Source organism: Nonomuraea sp. NPDC050451, from assembly GCF_044458585.1.
The window spans coordinates 250296-266788 of record NZ_JBITHZ010000001.1 but is presented as its reverse complement, the minus strand read 5'-3'; the positions used below and the strand labels follow the sequence as shown (position 1 = coordinate 266788).

19 protein-coding genes and 1 tRNA gene are annotated in these 16493 nt (G+C 69.7%); 11 read left to right on the top strand and 9 right to left on the bottom strand.

The window, feature by feature from the left end; translation table 11 throughout:
• Positions 1 to 45: 45 nt before the first annotated feature.
• Positions 46 to 501, bottom strand: a complete 456-nt coding sequence (locus tag ACIBI9_RS01085; RefSeq protein ID WP_397219877.1) for a TIGR02611 family protein — start codon at positions 499 to 501, stop codon at positions 46 to 48.
• 149 nt (positions 502 to 650) lie between these two features.
• Here ACIBI9_RS01085 and ACIBI9_RS01080 point away from each other — a divergent pair, with 149 nt between their 5' ends.
• The 4 genes from ACIBI9_RS01080 to ACIBI9_RS01065 all read left to right on the top strand — a co-directional run bounded on the left by ACIBI9_RS01080 (position 651) and on the right by ACIBI9_RS01065 (position 3649).
• Positions 651 to 1559 (top strand): phosphotriesterase, encoded by a 909-nt coding sequence (locus tag ACIBI9_RS01080; RefSeq protein ID WP_397219876.1) that lies wholly within the window; start codon positions 651 to 653, stop codon positions 1557 to 1559.
• A 34-nt stretch (positions 1560 to 1593) separates the two neighbouring features.
• A complete protein-coding gene (locus tag ACIBI9_RS01075) occupies positions 1594 to 1983 on the top strand; it encodes a PPOX class F420-dependent oxidoreductase (protein WP_397219875.1) in 390 nt (129 codons plus the stop codon).
• Positions 1984 to 2027: 44 nt separating this feature from the next.
• On the top strand, positions 2028 to 2918 hold the full coding sequence (locus ACIBI9_RS01070; RefSeq protein WP_397220819.1) for a sensor histidine kinase: 891 nt from the start codon (positions 2028 to 2030) through the stop codon (positions 2916 to 2918).
• 86 nt (positions 2919 to 3004) lie between these two features.
• Positions 3005 to 3649 carry a response regulator gene (locus ACIBI9_RS01065; protein WP_397220818.1) on the top strand — a complete coding sequence of 215 codons (645 nt, stop codon included), beginning with the start codon at positions 3005 to 3007 and terminating at the stop codon, positions 3647 to 3649.
• A 117-nt stretch (positions 3650 to 3766) separates the two neighbouring features.
• On the opposite strand, the gene secY is transcribed toward ACIBI9_RS01065, so the two are convergent.
• Both secY and ACIBI9_RS01055 read right to left on the bottom strand, forming a co-directional pair.
• The gene (gene secY, locus ACIBI9_RS01060) at positions 3767 to 5056 is read right to left on the bottom strand and encodes a preprotein translocase subunit SecY (RefSeq protein ID WP_397219874.1); all 1290 of its coding nucleotides are present in this window, start codon (positions 5054 to 5056) and stop codon (positions 3767 to 3769) included.
• Between the two features lie 116 nt (positions 5057 to 5172).
• On the bottom strand, positions 5173 to 5955 hold the full coding sequence (locus ACIBI9_RS01055; RefSeq protein ID WP_397219873.1) for a putative hydro-lyase: 783 nt from the start codon (positions 5953 to 5955) through the stop codon (positions 5173 to 5175).
• Between the two features lie 67 nt (positions 5956 to 6022).
• On the opposite strand from ACIBI9_RS01055, the gene ACIBI9_RS01050 reads away from it, so the two are divergent.
• Positions 6023 to 7654 (top strand): sodium:solute symporter family protein, encoded by a 1632-nt coding sequence (locus tag ACIBI9_RS01050; RefSeq protein WP_397219872.1) that lies wholly within the window; start codon positions 6023 to 6025, stop codon positions 7652 to 7654.
• Positions 7651 to 7812, top strand: coding sequence for a hypothetical protein (locus ACIBI9_RS01045; RefSeq protein WP_397219871.1), 162 nt, complete (start codon positions 7651 to 7653; stop codon positions 7810 to 7812). The genes ACIBI9_RS01050 and ACIBI9_RS01045 overlap by 4 nt, the downstream gene beginning before the upstream one ends.
• Positions 7813 to 8343: 531 nt before the next feature.
• On the opposite strand, the gene ACIBI9_RS01040 is transcribed toward ACIBI9_RS01045, so the two are convergent.
• Positions 8344 to 8580, bottom strand: a complete 237-nt coding sequence (locus ACIBI9_RS01040; RefSeq protein ID WP_397219870.1) for a hypothetical protein — start codon at positions 8578 to 8580, stop codon at positions 8344 to 8346.
• Entirely contained in the window at positions 8577 to 8804 is a 228-nt protein-coding gene (locus ACIBI9_RS01035; protein ID WP_397219868.1) for a DUF6158 family protein, read from the bottom strand. The genes ACIBI9_RS01040 and ACIBI9_RS01035 overlap by 4 nt, the downstream gene beginning before the upstream one ends.
• Positions 8805 to 8899: 95 nt before the next feature.
• Here ACIBI9_RS01035 and ACIBI9_RS01030 point away from each other — a divergent pair, with 95 nt between their 5' ends.
• On the top strand, positions 8900 to 9832 hold the full coding sequence (locus ACIBI9_RS01030) for a LysR family transcriptional regulator (RefSeq protein WP_397219867.1): 933 nt from the start codon (positions 8900 to 8902) through the stop codon (positions 9830 to 9832).
• Positions 9833 to 9945: 113 nt separating this feature from the next.
• Here the strand turns inward: ACIBI9_RS01030 and ACIBI9_RS01025 are convergent, their stop codons facing one another.
• Positions 9946 to 10476 (bottom strand): histidine phosphatase family protein, encoded by a 531-nt coding sequence (locus ACIBI9_RS01025; RefSeq protein WP_397219866.1) that lies wholly within the window; start codon positions 10474 to 10476, stop codon positions 9946 to 9948.
• 227 nt (positions 10477 to 10703) lie between these two features.
• On the opposite strand from ACIBI9_RS01025, the gene ACIBI9_RS01020 reads away from it, so the two are divergent.
• Positions 10704 to 10777: transfer RNA gene (locus ACIBI9_RS01020), tRNA-Ile, on the top strand.
• A gap of 305 nt (positions 10778 to 11082) precedes the next feature.
• On the opposite strand, the gene ACIBI9_RS01015 is transcribed toward ACIBI9_RS01020, so the two are convergent.
• The 3 genes from ACIBI9_RS01015 to ACIBI9_RS01005 all read right to left on the bottom strand — a co-directional run bounded on the left by ACIBI9_RS01015 (position 11083) and on the right by ACIBI9_RS01005 (position 12602).
• Entirely contained in the window at positions 11083 to 11274 is a 192-nt protein-coding gene (locus tag ACIBI9_RS01015) for an integrase core domain-containing protein (RefSeq protein WP_397220817.1), read from the bottom strand.
• 106 nt (positions 11275 to 11380) lie between these two features.
• The gene (locus tag ACIBI9_RS01010) at positions 11381 to 11938 is read right to left on the bottom strand and encodes an IS3 family transposase (RefSeq protein WP_397219865.1); all 558 of its coding nucleotides are present in this window, start codon (positions 11936 to 11938) and stop codon (positions 11381 to 11383) included.
• A 220-nt stretch (positions 11939 to 12158) separates the two neighbouring features.
• Positions 12159 to 12602 (bottom strand): tyrosine-type recombinase/integrase, encoded by a 444-nt coding sequence (locus tag ACIBI9_RS01005; RefSeq protein ID WP_397219863.1) that lies wholly within the window; start codon positions 12600 to 12602, stop codon positions 12159 to 12161.
• Positions 12603 to 13072: 470 nt separating this feature from the next.
• Between ACIBI9_RS01005 and ACIBI9_RS01000 the strand changes: the two genes are divergently transcribed.
• The 3 genes from ACIBI9_RS01000 (at position 13073) to ACIBI9_RS00990 (ending at position 16455) form a co-directional block, all read left to right on the top strand.
• Complete coding sequence (locus tag ACIBI9_RS01000) at positions 13073 to 13759, top strand: urease subunit gamma (protein ID WP_397219862.1); 687 nt, start codon at positions 13073 to 13075, stop codon at positions 13757 to 13759.
• Between the two features lie 79 nt (positions 13760 to 13838).
• On the top strand, positions 13839 to 15698 hold the full coding sequence (locus tag ACIBI9_RS00995) for an urease subunit alpha (protein WP_397220816.1): 1860 nt from the start codon (positions 13839 to 13841) through the stop codon (positions 15696 to 15698).
• Between the two features lie 82 nt (positions 15699 to 15780).
• A complete protein-coding gene (locus ACIBI9_RS00990) occupies positions 15781 to 16455 on the top strand; it encodes an urease accessory protein UreF (RefSeq protein ID WP_397219861.1) in 675 nt (224 codons plus the stop codon).
• The last annotated feature ends 38 nt before the right edge of the window (positions 16456 to 16493 follow it).

The window sequence follows — 16493 nt, the reverse complement described above, 5'->3', positions numbered from 1 at the left end:
ATAGGCAGGAAAGCATGAACTATCGGCCCGGTATACCGGACCGATCTATATGTAACCCCGGACGAACTCGATCGCGTCGAAGCCGAGCGTGAGCAGGCCGAAGTAGACGATCACCGCGGCGGCGGCCACGGTCACGACGAGCACGACGACGCGAACCAGCCAGCCCTGCCGCTTGTACCACTCCATCCAGGCGTGCAGCGTGCGCTTGCCGAACTCCAGCACCCTGCGGGCCCAGTGGAACTCCACGGCCAGCACCGCCAGCCCGGCGAACACGACCGCCCACCCCGGCCCGGGGAAGGGCACCATGATCAGCCCGGCCACCACCATGACGGTCCCGATCACGCCGAACACGATCTTCAGCGTGAGCGCGCCCGTGCGCGTGGACCTGATCCCGTCCAGCCACCCGTGGAGCCCCGTACGGCGCTCGGGCATGCCGGACTGCTCGGCGGCCTCGCCCTTGAGCAGGTCGGCGTCGCCGGTGTCGGAGTTCTGAACCTGCACAATTCCCCCCGGCAGTCGGTGTGCCATCCAGGATACGGGCCCCTACTAGGTGCCGACTTGCAGGCGACTAGCAAAGCCCGAAACCCTACGGACGGCAAAATTTCCCGCCAGAAGAGGCTACTTCCGGCAAACATCGGTTAATGTCTGCTATGCCCGAGGTCTTGCTTCGTACCGTCACCGGCCCTGTACGCGCCGCGGCCATCACCGGCCCCGTACTCCCCCACGAGCATCTGCGTACCGACATGCGCTGGGCCGTCGGCATCGACTCGGACCCGTACCGGTGGCTCGACGAGGAGCAGGCCGTCACCGCCGAGCTCCGCGAGCTGCGCCAGGCCGACGGCCTCGGCCTCGTGGTCGACCTGACCTGCGTGGGCATGGGCCGCGACGCCGCCGCCCTGGCCCGCATGGCAGCCGGCAGCCGGGTTCCGGTGATCGCGTCGACCGGCCTGTTCGCCGAGCCGTTCACTGACGTCGGCGACGCGGACGTGGACACGCTCACCGCCCGGCTCATGGACGAGATCCTCAGCGGCGTGGACGACATGGGCGTGTTCCCCGGCGTGATCGGCGAGGTCGGCACCTGGGGCGCCGAGCCGACGCCGCGCGAGGAGCGCTGGCTCGTCGCCGCCGCCCGCGCCTCGCTGAAGTCGCGCCTGCCCGTCGCCACGCACGGCGCGCACGCCCCCGCGCTCCTGGAGATCCTGCTCGGCCAGGGCCTGCCCGGCTCCCGGGTGGCCGTCGGCTACGCGGGCACCGACCTGGGCGCGGCCAGGAAGATCGCCGAGGCTGGCGCGTACGTGAGCCTCGGCGTGCTCGGCCTGGGCCCCGACCAGGCGGCCAGGATCGCGCTCGGCCTCATCGAGGACGGCCACGCGGACCGCCTGCTGATCAGCACGGGGCTGAGCCGGGTGGCGCAGCTGCGCAAGTACGACGGGCCGGGCTACGCGCACCTCTTCCACGCCCTGCTGCCACGCCTGCGCGAGGCGGGCGTCGGCGAGGACACGATCGGCCTCATCACCACCGCGAACCCCGTGCGCTGGCTCACAGGCGGAATGGCTTGACCTCAACCGACGTCAAGGTTGCAGACTCGCCTGCATGACCTTCACATCAGCGGAACTCGACTACCTGTCCTCGCAGCATCTCGGCCGGCTGGCCTCCGTGTCGCCCGGCGGGCAGGTGCAGAACAACCCGGTCGGCTTCTTCGTCGACGCCGCGACCGGCACGATCACCATCGGCGGGCACGCCATGGGCGCGTCCAAGAAGTTCAGGAACGTCCAGAAGGGCAGCACCGTCGCGCTCGTCGTCGACGACCTGGCCTCGGTCGATCCGTGGGTGGTGCGCGGCATCGAGATCAGGGGCACGGCGGAGGCGCTGAGCGACGTCGACCCGCCCGTGCCGTACTTCTCGAGAGAGATCATCAGGATCACGCCGAAGAAGATCACCTCGTGGGGGCTGGACGGCCCGCGCCAGACCCGGAACCTGTGAAAGCTCGCTAGGATCGGGGCAACACGAGCCTTGGCCGGGTGGGGATGGTGACGGAGCAGACGTACAGGGCCGGCCGCCTGCGCCGGCCGCTCGCCGCCCTGTCGCGCCTGACCCGGTTCGGCGACGTCCCCGTCGTGATCATGCTGGCGTGGGCGGGCTGGCTGGCCGTCCCGTGGTCGTTCAGCGGCCTCGCCCAGGCTCGCGCCGCGGCCGCTGCCGCCGCCGCGGACGCCGAGCCGCCGCCGTTCTCCGCCGAGTCCGTACGCTCCGAGCCGCCGCCTCAGGCGGCATGGGGCATCCCGGCCGCCCAGCCCCACCGGCTCACGACGGTGCGTTCCGTCGGCGATTCCAGGCCGGACCTGCTGGCTGCCGAGCGGGCCAGGATCGCCGGAGAGGTGCACGACGCGGCCGGGCACGGGCTGGCGGCCATCGCCATGCAGGCCGGGATCGCGCTCGTCACCCTGGACGACGACCCCGAGCAGGCGCGCGCCTCGCTGCGGGCGATCAGGGAGACCAGCACGACGGCGCTCGCCCAGCTGCGGGCCGCGCTCGACGGCATCGACCCGCCTGGGGCCGATCTCGCCGGGCTCATCGACGGCGTGCGGGCGGCGGGCGTGCCGGTGGACGTCGAGCCCGCGGACCTCGCCGTGCCCGCCCATCTCCAGGCCGCCGTCTACGGAGTGGTGCGTGAGTCGCTGACCAACGTCCTGCGTCACGCCGGGCCCACCAGGGCGCTCGTGCGGGTGGGCGGGGGTCCGGCCGAGTTCGTGCTGGAGGTGGCCGATCGGGGCGTGGGCCGTACCGGCGCGGGCGAGGGGCGCGGGCTGGCCGGGATGCGCGCCAGGGTCACCGAAGCGGGCGGCCACTTCGCCGCCGGACCGCGCGAGGGCGGCGGCTTCCAGGTGACCGCCCGGTTCCCCAGGACCTCCGCGTGACCACCCCGGACCGCGCGATCCCCTTGGACGACGCGGCCTCCCTGGGTGGGGCGACCGTCCCGGACGGTGCGGCCTCCCCTGAGGGTGTGATCAGGGTGGCCGTCGCCGACGATCAGGCGGTCGTGCGGATGGGGCTGCGGGCCCTGCTGGAGCGCGCGCCCGGGATGGAGTGCGTGGGCGAGGCCGCCGACGGCGCCGCCGCGCTCGCGCTGATCCGCCGCACCCGCCCCGACGTCCTGCTGCTCGACATCCGCATGCCCGGCATGGACGGGCTGGCCGTGCTGCGGGCCATCGCCGACGACCCCGAGCTGCGCGCCACCAGGATCGTCGTGGTGACGACCTTCGCCGTCGACGAGTACGTCTTCGCCGCCCTCCAGGCCGGCGCCAGCGGTTTCCTGCTCAAGGACAGCGCCCCGGAGGAGCTGGTCAACGCCGTACGCGTGGTGGCCGCCGGGGAGGCGCTGCTGTCACCGGCGATCACGAAGAGGGTCATCGGGATGTTCGGGCGGCACGGCAGCGAGCCGGTCGAAGGGCTGGAGACGCTCACGCCGCGCGAGCGGGAGCTGGTGGCGTGGGTGGCCACCGGGCGGTCGAACGAGGAGATCGCCAAGGAGCTGGTGATCAGCCCCGACACCGTACGCACCCACGTCAGCCGCGCCATGCTCAAGCTGCGCGCCAGGGACCGGGCCCAACTCGTGGTCTTCGCCATGCGAGCCGGGCTCAGCGTGTGAGGGAGCGCCGTCGCCTGGACTGAGGAGCGGCGGGAGCGCAGCGACCAGAGCGACGAGGGAAGGCGACGGCTCCCGGGCGACCGAACCCGCCTCACGGAGTGAGGCCATAAGCAGGACCTATCGCAGGAAACCCTCGTAGTTGCGCTGCTGGAGCTGGGACTCGATCTGCTTGACGGTGTCCAGCCCGACCCCGACCATGATCAGCACGCTCGTCCCCCCGAACGGGAAGTTCTGCTGCGTGCCCGGATCCCGGAGGATGGCGAACGCCACCAGCGGGAGCAGCGCCAGCACCCCCAGGTAGAGCGCCCCGGGCGCGGTCAGCCGGGAGAGCACGTACGCCAGGTATCGCGCCGTGGGCCCGCCCGGCCGGATCCCGGGAACGAATCCCCCGTAACGCCGCATGTTGTCCGCCACCTCCACGGGGTTGAAGGTGATCGACACGTAGAAGTACGCGAAGGCGACGATGAGCAGCACGTACACGCTCATGTAGAGCGGATGCGTCCCCGAGGTCAGGTTGAGCTCCACCCACGTCCGCGCCGAGTCCCCCAGCAGCGGCGCCGCCAGCGTCGGCAGGTACAGCAGCGAGGAGGTGAAGATCACCGGCACGATCCCCGCCTGGTTCACCTTCAGCGGGATGTAGGTGTTGCCGCCCCCGTACATCCGCCGCCCCACCATCCGCTTCGCGTACTGCACCGGGACCCGCCGCTGCGCCTGCTCCACGAACACCACGGCCGCCACTAGACACAGCCCGGCGGCCATCATCACCACGAAACTCACCGGGCTGAGCACGAAGATCTTCGCCATGTATCCCGGGAAGACGGCCACGACCTGCGTGAACATCAGGATGGACATGCCGTTCCCGATGCCCCGGTCCGTGACCAGCTCGCCGAGCCACATGACCACGCAGGCCCCCGCCACCATGGTCAGCACGATCACGGCCACGGGAAGCAGCCCCTCGTCGCGCAGCAGCGGCTTCGCGCACCCGGGCAGCAGCTGCCGGGAGCGGGCGAGCGCGACGATCGTCCCGGCGTTCAGTACGGCGAGGCCGACGGTCAGGTACCGCGTGTACTGGGTGATCTTCGCCTGGCCGCGCTGCCCCTCCTTCCTGAGGGCCTCCAGCCGGGGCACCAGCACGGCGAAGAGCTGCATGATGATGCTGGCCGTGATGTACGGCATGACGCCCAGCGCGAACACCGACAGCTGCAGCATCGCGCCCCCGCTGAGCATCTGCACCATGTCGAACAGGCCGCCCCTGGCCGACCCCACGCACTCCCGCACGGCCACCACGTCCACCCCCGGGGAGGGCAGGACCTGCCCGAGACGGAACAACGCGATGAGTCCCAGCGTGAACAGCAGTTTCTTGCGCAGCTCCGGCACCCGGAACGCCCTGGTCAAGACGGTCAGCATGGTCAAGGAGTCTGACCTGGGCGGCGCCCGGGGTCGTCCGCCGAGACGAGGCACCCGCGTACGCAAATCCGCGTACGCGGGTGTCAGGACAGCAAGCCGTCAGGACGGCGCGACGGTCAGGACGGCATGCGGTAGTCGCCGTCGCGGGCGTCCAGGATCGCCATGTGCCCGGGCAGGTGGCCGATCGCGTACTCGACGCCGCTGGCCATGACCGCCGCCTGCGGCGTCACCCCGCACGCCCAGAACAGCGGCACCTCCCCCTCCCGCACCTCGACCGCATCGCCGAAGTCCGGCCGGGCCAGGTCGCGGATCCCGATCGCCGCGGGGTCCCCGACGTGCACCGGCGCCCCGTGCACCAGCGGATACTGCCCGCTCACCTCGACCGCGGTCTTCACCAGCTCGTCCGGCACCGGCCGCATCGACACGACCAGCGGTCCCGACAGGCTCCCGGCCGCCGCGCAGGCGACGTCCGTGACGTACATCGGCACGTTCGTCCCCAGCTCCAGGTGCCGCACCGGCACCCCGGCCGCGAGCAGCGCCCGCTCGAAGGTGAAGCTGCACCCGATGAGGAACGGCACCAGGTCGTCCCGCCACCGCTCCACCACGTTGCCGAGGTCCGCGACCGGCTCACCGTCGCGGTAGAGCCGGTATCCGGGCAGGTCGGTACGCAGATCGCCGGGGAACAGCGGCGTGGACCAGGCGCCCGGCTCCCCCACGTCCAGCACGGGACACGCCTGCGGGTTGAGGTGGGCGAACAGCAGCAGCTCATACCGCAGCCGCCGGGGCACGGCGATCAGGTTGGCCTGCGTCCACCCCTGGCACCACCCCGCGGTGGGCACGCGCTCGCCGGCGCGGAAGCGCTCGCGCGCCTGCGCCGGGCTGAGGTCGGCGACGTCCACACCCTGACAGTACGCCTGCGTGGCATGTCCGCGTGATGTTGGGCGTTTCCGGGGTAGCGGGCTTGCCGTGCGTCTCGACGTGAACCTCCTCGACTACGTGCTCATCGCGATCTACTTCGTCACCGTGCTCGCCATCGGCTTAGCCGCCCGCAAGCGGATCAGCTCCAGCCTCGACTTCTTCCTCGCCGGGCGCGGACTGCCCGCGTGGATCACCGGGCTCGCGTTCGTCTCGGCCAACCTGGGCGCGATCGAGATCCTCGGCATGGCGGCCAACGGCGTGCAGTACGGCGCCATGACCGTGCACTACTACTGGATCGGCGCCGTGCCCGCCATGGTGTTCCTCGGCATCGTGATGATGCCCTTCTACTACCGCTCGAAGGTCCGCAGCGTCCCCGAGTTCCTGCGCAGGCGCTTCAACGGCGCCACGCAGCTGCTGAACGCGATCACTTTCGCGGTCGCGCAGATCCTCATCGCGGGCGTGAACCTCTACGCGCTCGCCCTGGTCATGGAGGCGCTGCTGGGCTGGCCACTGCCGGTCTCGGTGGTGGTCTCGGCGGTGATCGTGCTGGCGTACATCACGCTCGGCGGGCTCTCCTCGGCGATCTACAACGAGGTGCTGCAGTTCTTCGTGATCCTCGCCGGGCTGATCCCGCTGACCGTGCTCGGGCTGATCAAGGTGGGCGGCTTCTCGGGGCTGGCGGACAAGGTACGGCAGAGCCCGCTCGGCGAGGGCGGCCTGCACACGTGGGCGGGCACGGCGGGCGACAACCCGATGCACGCGCACTGGATCGGGATCGTGTTCGGCCTCGGGTTCGTGCTGTCCTTCGGGTACTGGACCACGAACTTCGCCGAGGTGCAGCGGGCGCTGTCGGCCAGGAACACGAACGCGGCCCGGCTCACGCCGATCATCGCCGCGTACCCGAAGCTGTTCATCCCCCTGGTGACGGTGCTGCCGGGGATGATCGCGCTGGTGCTGTTCAGCGGCTGGGGTGAGGGGCAGGCGTACAACAACGCGATCCCGCTGCTCATGCGGGACCTGCTGCCGAACGGCGTGCTCGGGGTCGCGGTGACCGGGCTGCTGGCGTCGTTCATGGCGGGGATGGCGGCCAACATCAGCGGGTTCAACACGGTGTTCACCAACGACATCTGGCAGTCGCACCTGCGGCCGGACCGCGACGACGGCTACTACCTGCGGGTGGGCCGGATCGCGACCGTGGCGGGCGTGGCGCTGGGCGTCGGGACGGCGTTCATCGCGGCCGGCTACTCCAACATCATGAACTACCTGCAGGCCCTCTTCTCGTTCTTCAACGCGCCGCTCTTCGCCACGTTCATCGTCGGGCTCTTCTGGCGGCGGATGACGCCGTGGGCCGGCTTCTGGGGGCTGCTCGCGGGCACGCTGGCGGCCTTCGCGTCGTACATCGCGTTCAAGGCCGGCATCGTGAACTTCGGCACCGAGCTGAACGCCAGCTTCTGGGGCGCGGGCGTGGCGTTCGTCGTGGACGTGATCGTGTCCGTGGCGGTCACGCTGGTCACCACGCCCAAGCCCGCCGAGGAGCTGCGCGGGCTCGTGTACGGGCTCAGCGCCGTCGACCTGGAGGACGACGCGCTCGCGGGCGACGCGCGCTGGTACCGCTCGCCGGTGTTGCTCGGCACTGGCGCCCTCGTCCTGGCCGTTGTGATGTACGGGGTGATCCTGTGAGTGACATTCGGATGGTGATCGGCGGGTTGTTCCTGGTGTACGGCGTGATCCTCGTCGTCGCAGGGGCGCTCGGGAGCGCGATCAACCTGTGGACCGGCCTCGCCATGGCCGTCTTCGGCGGGGCGTTCGTGGCATGGGCCCGAGTAAAACGCCTCTGACCGCCTCCTCCGTGACCCCCGGCCCGCGCCAGACGGCTCTTACCGCCTCCTCCACCCGTCCGCCTTCACCCGCTCACCCTCACCCGTCCGCCTCCGCCCGCTCACCCTCACCCGCTCGACTGCGCCCGCTCGACTGCGCCCGCTCGCCTCCGCCCGCTCGACTGCGCCCGCTCGCCTCCGCCCGCTCGACTGCGCCCGCTCGCCTCCGCCCGCTCGACTGCGCCCGCTCGACTGCGCCCGCTCGACTGCGCCCGCTCGTCGCAGGCCCTGCGACGAGCGGCGATCACATCACCGACACGCCCTTTCGCAGTCAGGATGCCGATAGCGCTCCGGCCCGGCTCGGTCAGCTCGTACGGCGGCCCTGACCGCGTGGCGAGTGTTCTCCGAACATCGCTCGCCCGGGGCAGCGGACACTCGACCACGCGGCCACCACCGGCGTGCGCCATCCGACCGTGCGGCTCGCCAAGCCGCAGAGCGCGCACGCGATCGGCACCACGAGGGCCGCTCGTCCACGCGCCGGGGCCGGACGCCTCAGTACTCGACCTCGAACGTATGGGCCCCGAGGGCGTACCCGTCCTGCCTGGGCACCACGTACCCATGCTCGATCAGGTGCTTGAGGCTCTCGCGCACCTGCTCCTCCGTCAGCCCGGACGCCCGCACCAACGCGGCCGGCAGCGCCATGCCGTGCTCCACCGCCAGGGACGCCACCGCCTCGTAGATGTAGACGTCGACGTCCGACAGAGCCTGCACATCGTGGATCTCGATCATGATCTCTGTCTCGCCCCCTCCCTCAGCCGGTTCGGGTCGACCTCGCGGTCCGGGTTGCGGCGAAGGTATTCGGATTCCAGTTCGTTCATGCGGGACGTGTGCACCGCCAGAGCGTCGTCGGACCCGTGGAAGAAGGTGTCGCTCCGGGTCGCGTGCAGTTGCCGCAGCTCGCGGAGCAGATCCTCATCGCTGAGCTGCGCTGGATCTATTCCCATCGTCGTCATGGGCTCCCCCTACCCCAGAGACCCCCGACAATATCTGTCACATTTCCTGACATATGGGCATTGTTTGTAAGAGATCGCCGCCTTACGGTCCCCTTATGGACCTCGAGCTCAGGCACCTCAGGATCGTCCGTGCGGTCGCGGACGCGGGAAGTGTGAGCAAGGCCGCATCCCAGCTCGGGCTGGCCCAGCCGGCCCTGACCGCCCAGCTCAAGCGCATCGAGCGGGTGCTCGGCGGCACGCTGTTCGAGCGCGACAGGCATGGCGCGAGACCCACCAGGCTGGGCGAGCTCGTGCTCTCCAGGGCACGAGTACTGCTCCCCGCGGCGCAGGAGCTGCAGGAGGAAGCCGTGCGTTTCGCCGCCGCCCCCTCCCCCGGATTCCGCATAGGCGCCACCAACGGCCCCATACTGGGCGGCCTGGTCGACCGGCTCGCCGCGGAAGGCGCGGTCAGCACGTACACCTCCTGGTCGGCCCACGAGCTGACCAGCATGGTCGAGCTCGGCCGCCTCGACTACGTGCTGACCGGCGCCTGCGGCGACTCCGGCACCCCCACTGGCGGGCTCATGTGGGAGACGATCAGCCTCGACCCCGTGTTCTGCCTGGTCGGCGAGGACCATCCGGCGGCCAAGGAGAAGGAGGTGGAGCTCGCCGACCTCGCCGGCGAACAGTGGGCGGTGACGCCCGGCGACGGCTGCTTCGCCGACTGCTTCGCCACGGCGTGCGCGCGGGCGGGGTTCACCCCGGGCACGATCTACGAGACCGACGTCTCAACCTGCACCCACCTCGCCCAGGTCGGCCGCGCGGTCGTGCTCTGCCAGGCCACCCACCAGCCCGCTCAGGGCCTGTCCATGGTGCCGTTCGCCGGCGCGCCGCTGCGCTGGCGCCAACTCCTCGGCCACCACCCCACCGCCCTGGAGGCCGACTGGGTGGTGGCACAGGCCAAACAGGCTCACATGGACGCCGTACGCCGCAGCCCGATCTACCACGACTGGCTCGTCCGCAACCCCGGCTACGGCACCGCCCCGTAAACCCTGCCCCCACCCCTGAAGACCACGATCCGCCCCGGTCCCCCACCCCTTGGACCCCGAAGCATCGCCCCGGGGAGAGCCCCCCGCCCTCCCCGAGGCCACCCCACCCCACCTCAGGCGAGGCTGTACTCCCACCCCGGCCGCCACTCGAACGGCGCGTCAACCAACTCCTCCAGCGGAGTCCCATCCAGCAGATTCTGCAACGCCCACCGATTGGCGGAGTGCGACACCACCAGCACCGAACCCCCCTGCCACTCCTCCATCACCTCCCGCAGAAACCCCGCCATCTCCACCACGACCTGCCGATAACTCTGCCCACCCGGCCACGGCTCATCGATGTACCTGCTCCGCAACGCCGCCACCTCACCGACCGGCCGCCCGTTGTAGATCCCGTAGTCACACTCCCTGAGCCGCCGATCGAGCCTGATCTCCTTGCCGCTGCCCGCAAAGGCGATCTCCGCCGTCTGCACGGCCCGCCGCAGGTCGGAGGCGTACACGACATCCACCGCCTTCCGCCGCGCCCCCAGCTCCACAGCCAGAGCCCGCCCCCGCGCGGACAGCTCACCGGGCAACCACCCGGTGGCGATGCCGGTCTCGTTGTCCGCGGTGATGGAGTGAGTCTCGTAAACCAGCGCCACGGCCACGCCGAGACGCTACCGCCCCCTCGATCCCTCGCGACTCCGCTTCGAGCGAAGACCCCGAATATGATCGACCGAGGCTCCAACAACCCTGCCGGGCATGGAATGATATCCGCGGAGACCCGTCTCCCGTTCGGCCGGACACCAAGACCGCATCCGATGCTCTAGCCTTAGCATGCGCAGGGGCTCGGCACGGTCCTCCGACGTCCCACCGCACGCCACAACTTAATCCAGGGGCGGTAGCTCAGCCGGTCAGAGCATCGGACTCATAATCCGTGGGTCGTGGGTTCAAGTCCCACCCGCCCTACTCACCAATACCGCATTTGACCTGGGGTTTTTCGATTTCCTGGGGCTCGCGATCGAGTAGTTGATCATGTTTGGTTGCTCGCTGGCTGCTCATGGGCGCCGATCGGGCGGGCCGGTAGATCATTTAGTGGGTCAGCGTCAGCTCAGACCCCAAAGATGGCCACCAGAAGCTCAAGTCAGAACACCCTTGACGGCCGCTCGGTCAATCGAGGACATGCAGTAGGTCAAGACTAGGTCCTCAGTCGCTCCACCTGTAGGGCGTCAGAACTCGCGCGTGTGGTTTGAGCTGGGGGTTCTCCGATCGGACTACGCAGCTCGGCGGTACTCGTTGATCGCCCCTCCAAGTATTTCGTGGCACTCGATCCGACCTTCCATCGGTACGACCACATGCTCATCGTGATCGGGAGGTCGTTGTCCACGAGCCTGATGCGGCCGATGCGTGTTGTAGTGATCGCGATACTCGTTCAGGACCAAGCGCAGATGACGTTCGCCATAGATCAGCAGGCGATCGGTGCACTCAGCGCACCGGTCGGGTGGCTGGTCACGCCCAAGATGTGCACGTGTCGCGTGCGGACCTCCATCACGAACAGCACGTACAAGCGCTTCAGAAAGATCGTGTCAACATGGAAGAAATCGCAAGCCAGGAGCCCTTCGGCCTGCGACCGTAAGAAGGTGCGCCAGGAAGCGTCAGATGCCGCGGCGCCGGGCCGAAACGGCGCGAGCGCATGATGCGTCGCACGGTGGCCTCACTGACCTGGAAACCGAGCCGCACCAACTCTCCGTGCACCCGTCGATGGCCCCACGCGGGGTTCTCCCGCGCCAAGCGATTGATCAGGTCACGAAGCTCCTGGCTCGTTCCTGGACGCCCGGGCCGATGCGGGTAGGTCCACGCCCGACGCAGCAGACGACGATGCCACGCCAGCAACGTCGCCGGAGTAACCAGCCGATGAGCGCGCAGCCCGGCAGGCAACCATCGAGCCAACGCCGCGAGAACAGCACGATCGGCCCAGTCCGGCTTCGGCCGTCCGACCTCACGCCGCAGCACCACCACCTCGTGACGCAACACCATGATCTCCGCGTCCTTCGACGCTTGGCCACGGCCCAGCAACATCAGCCAGCCGAATACCCGGAGCATGATCAGGTAGAACAGGCGGACCAGCACAGGACGCGATCTTGTCTGCATGGATGAACCTCGTCAAACCACAAGTCAGAGCCGCCATGGCTAGTTTTGATGCGGTACAGGTCTTGAACAGGTACTCGGCGCGCGGGTGGGACAGGCCGGCCCGCCCGGTGGTGGGGCAGATGTCGGCGGCCGCGGGGGCGCGGGGGCCGGAGGTGGGGGCGTCGGTCGGCCAGGAACACCGGCCCGGCGGCGCGGCCGTTCAGCAGGCGGGGCAGCAGCCGGGCGGTGGTAGTGGCCCAGTGCACGTATTCGATGCGCCGCCCTTGGAGCGGACGCGGGCGCGGCGGAACTCAAAGTCCAGGTCCTCGACGTCAAGGGAGAGGATTTCCTCTGCCCGGGCCGCGGCCTCGTAGAGAAGCCGCCACAGCACCCGCTCACGCGGGGCATGCCGGTCGTCGGTGAACAGCTTCTCCAGCCGTGCGGTGGGGATGGCGCGGTCGCCGCGCTGGACGGTCTTGCGGCACAGGAGGCGGCGGGTCGGGTTGGTCGCCAGGAGGTCCTGGCGCTGGGCCCAGGTGGTGAAGGAGATCAGCGCGGACAGGTGCCGGTTCCAGGTGGCCGCCGCTGTGGTGTCCCAGGCGGTCATCACCGCGGCGTAGTGGTCGCAGTCGAGGTCGGCGACCGGATAGCGGGGACTGGCCACAGCGGTCAGCCGGGTCAGGGGCGTAGCTGCGGCGGGTGGTGGCCGTAGTGAGGGAGTCGAGGAAGGGGTCGACGGCGTCGGCGACAGTGGCCCGCTCGTCCAGCTCGCCCGCAGAGTTGCCGGGGCCGTGCGCGCCAGGGAAGGCCAGGATTGACATGACCCCCTCCACAGGGCTGATGTGACAGACAACACCACCGAGTCGGCCCTGCGGTGGCGTGGGTGAGCTGGGCGGATACGGCTTGAGAGCGCCGGGGGTGACAGGTACTGGGAATTCTGTGTCACGGGTGACGCACGCCTCACCGCCACGCCATATCACTGTAAGTATTCATCGAATTACTTTCAGTGGGCAAGAGGTGATGATCGCGATAGCCTGGGCCCGGCCGACGGGGCCGCTGAGGTGATCATCCCGTGCCGATGGCCGGTCTCCCAGGGGCGACCTCCCCGGGGCAGAGCGAAGGCGAGGTGGCGGAATGCATCTGACTCTGCATGAGCAGGAACGTCTGATGATCCATGTGGCCGCGGATGTGGCCCACAAGCGGAGAAGACGAGGGCGAAAGCTCAACTACCCGGAGACAGTCGCGATCTTGACCGCGTATGTGCTGGAAGGGGCACGGGACGGCAGATCCGTCAAGGACCTCATGGAACTGAAGCATCAGCCGGACGACCTGCCGCTGCCCACGTACAACGAGGTCATGCCCGGCGTGGCGGAGATGATCAGCGACCTCCAGATCGAGGCCACCTTCCCCGACGGCACCAAGATGGTCACCCTTCGCAACCCCATCCAGAAGCTGGGCATCCTCCCCATTCCGGAGGGGAGCAAGGAGGAGGCGCCGGTTCACCCCGGGAAGATCGACCATCCGCGCGACGCCGGCCCGGTAGCCTTCAACGCCGGTCGCGACGTCACGATCGTGACGGTTACCAATACCGATGACCGCCCCATCCAGGTGGGCTCACACTTCCACTTCTACGAGGTCAACTCCCGCCTGGCCATCGAACCCAGCCGCGAGGCCGCCTACGGCAAGCGGCTGAACATCCCCGCAGGCAGCTCGGTGCGTTTCGAACCCCCCAACCCGCTGGAGGTGGAGCTGGTGCCCATCGAAGGCAAGCGCATCGTCGAGGGCCTCAACGGCAAGGTCGGAGGAAAACTTCGTGACTGACTCACCGACCCTTGAGCCGCCCGCACCCGAGCCGCCGACGCCGCTGCCTGGGCCGGGCAGACACGACAGGCATCAGCCGCTGAGCCGGGTCGACTACGCCGACCGGTTCGGGCCCACCGCGGGGGATCGCATCCGGCTGGCCGACACCAGCCTGCGGATCGAGATCACCGAGGACTGGTGCGGCGGTCCCGGCCGCAGCGGCAACGAGGTCATCTTCGGCGGCGGCAAGGTCGTGCGGGAGTCGATGGGCCAGTCGTGCGCGCCGCGCGACCCGGCGCGGTTCGGCGCCCCCCAGCCGCCCGACACCGTCATCACCGGCGCGGTCATCCTGGATCACTGGGGAATCGTCAAGGCCGACGTCGCCATCCGCGACGGCCGCATCGTCGCGCTCGGCAAGGCCTACAACGACGAGACCATGGACCGGCTGCACGACGGGCACGCCACAGCGACGGACTTCGTGATCGGTCCCGAGACGGAGGTCATCTCCGGCAACGGCAAGATCCTCACCGCCGGCGGCGTCGACACCCACGTGCACTTCATCTGCCCCGAGCAGATCACCGAGGCGCTGGCCTCCGGGGTGACCACGCTGATCGGCGGCGGCACCGGCCCGGCCGAGGGCAGCACCGCCACCACCGTCACGCCCGGCTCCTGGCACATCAGTCGGCTGTTCGAGGCGCTGGACGGCTTCCCGGTCAACATCGGGCTGCTCGGCAAGGGCAACACCATGTCCACCGAGTCCCTGTACAACCAGGTGGAGGCTGGCGTGCTCGGCCTGAAGGTCCACGAGGACTGGGGCGCCACCCCGGCCGTGCTGCGCCGCTGCCTGCAGGTGTGCCAGGCGACCGGCGTGCAACTCGCCCTGCACGCCGACTCGCTCAACGAGGCCGGCAATGTCGAGGACACCATCGCGGCCATCGGCGACCACCCGATCCACGTCTTCCACGTCGAGGGCGCCGGCGGCGGGCACGCCCCCGACATGCTCAAAATGGTCAGCCTGCCGAACGCGCTGCCCGCCTCCACCAACCCGACCAGGCCCTTCACCGTCAACACGGTCAAGGAGCACATCGACATGGTGATGATCGCCCATCACCTCAACCCGCTGGTGCCGGAGGACCTGGCGTTCGCCGAGTCACGGATCCGGCCCACCACGATGGCCGCCGAGGACATCCTGCATGACATCGGCGCCATTTCGATCATGTCGTCGGACGCCCAGGCGATGGGCCGCATCGGCGAGATGATCACGCGGACGTGGCAGACCGCGCACGTGATGAAGGAGCGGCGCGGCGCACTGGCCGGCGACAAAGCGGGCCAAGACGGGCACGATAACCATCGCGCCCGCCGCTACGTGGCGAAATACACCATCAACCCGGCCCTCGCGCACGGCATCGATCACGAGGTCGGCTCGGTCGAGGTGGGCCGGCTCGCGGACCTGGTGCTGTGGGAGCCGAAGTTCTTCGGCGTCAAACCGCACCGGGTGATCAAGGGCGGCCAGATCGCCTACGCGCAGGTCGGCGACGCCAACGGCTCCATCAGCACCCCGCAGCCGATCCTGCCCCGCCCGATGTGGGGCGCAACCGGCCGGGCCCCGGCCGCCAACTCCGTCAACTTCGTCACCGCGGCCGCCATCAGAGCCGGCCTGCCCGGCCGGGTCACCGTGCGTAAGACGTTCACGCCCATCCGCGACACCCGCAAGGTTTTCAAGGCCGACATGCGGGAGAACGACGCCCTCCCCGACATCCGCGTCGATCCCAACACCTTCGAGGTGATGATCGGCGGCTTGGAGGACGAGAACGGGAACAGGACCGAGAGCGCCACGACCGAGGAGATCACCGCGATCGACACCGAGGTCGAGCAGCTCGGCAAGGAGATCGAGGAGATCGCCGACCGCGACACGGGAGCCAGTGAACTGCCGATGGCGCAGCTGTACTTCCTCTTCTGACCACCACCTGGTGATCGCCTCCTGATCGCGCCCGTGAACGACCGCCCCCGCAGACCCGCGCACGAGAGGTGAGCCACGCGCGATGAACCATGCCGCGCTACTCGTCCTGGCCGACGGCCGCTTCCCCGCCGGCGGGCACGCCCACTCCGGCGGCGCCGAGGCGGCCGTCAGCGCGCGACGCGTGCGCGACGTGGCGAGCCTGCAGGAGTTCTGCCGAGGCCGGTTGCACACGACCGGCCTGGTCGCGGCGGGCCTGGCCGCCGCGTCCGCCAGCGGCTACGACCCTCTCCTGCTGGATGAGGCCGCCGACGCTCGCACCCCCTCACTGGCCCTGCGCCAGGCCGCGCGCAGGCTCGGCCGGCAACTCCTGCGCGCCGCCCGCGCCGCCTGGCCCTCACCCGAACTCGACACCCTGGCCGCAGCACGGCCCCGCGGCGCGCACCAGCCCATCGTCCTCGGCCTGGCCGCCCGCTCGGCCGGCCTGACGCCGCTGGACGCCGCTTATGCGGCTGCGTACGAGAGCGTCAGCGGCCCGGCCACCGCCACCGTCCGCCTGCTCAGCCTGAACCCCTTCGACGCCACCGCCATCCTGGCCCACCTGGCCGCCGACATCGACCACCTCGCGCAGCGGGCCGCCGAAGCCGCGCGGCGCGTTCCGGCCGAGGGCGTGCGGGCATTGCCCGCCACCTCGGCGCCACTGCTCGACATCACCGCCGAACAACATGCCGCCCACCCGATGCGCCTGTTCGCCTCCTGACCTGTTCGCTTCCTGACCTGTTCTCCTCCCAACGCCTG

Bases quoted from the DNA above. Each gene is read 5' to 3' on its own strand.
- ACIBI9_RS00990 (WP_397219861.1), top strand. From the start codon at position 15,781: ATGAACCATGCCGCGCTACTCGTCCTGGCCGACGGCCGCTTCCCCGCC.
- ACIBI9_RS01035 (WP_397219868.1), bottom strand. From the start codon at position 8,804: ATGACGACGATGGGAATAGATCCAGCGCAGCTCAGCGATGAGGATCTG.
- ACIBI9_RS01075 (WP_397219875.1), top strand. From the start codon at position 1,594: ATGACCTTCACATCAGCGGAACTCGACTACCTGTCCTCGCAGCATCTC.
- ACIBI9_RS01070 (WP_397220819.1), top strand. From the start codon at position 2,028: ATGGTGACGGAGCAGACGTACAGGGCCGGCCGCCTGCGCCGGCCGCTC.
- secY (WP_397219874.1), bottom strand. From the start codon at position 5,056: ATGCTGACCGTCTTGACCAGGGCGTTCCGGGTGCCGGAGCTGCGCAAG.
- ACIBI9_RS01030 (WP_397219867.1), top strand. From the start codon at position 8,900: ATGGACCTCGAGCTCAGGCACCTCAGGATCGTCCGTGCGGTCGCGGAC.
- ACIBI9_RS01040 (WP_397219870.1), bottom strand. From the start codon at position 8,580: ATGATCGAGATCCACGATGTGCAGGCTCTGTCGGACGTCGACGTCTAC.
- ACIBI9_RS01000 (WP_397219862.1), top strand. From the start codon at position 13,073: ATGCATCTGACTCTGCATGAGCAGGAACGTCTGATGATCCATGTGGCC.
- ACIBI9_RS01080 (WP_397219876.1), top strand. From the start codon at position 651: ATGCCCGAGGTCTTGCTTCGTACCGTCACCGGCCCTGTACGCGCCGCG.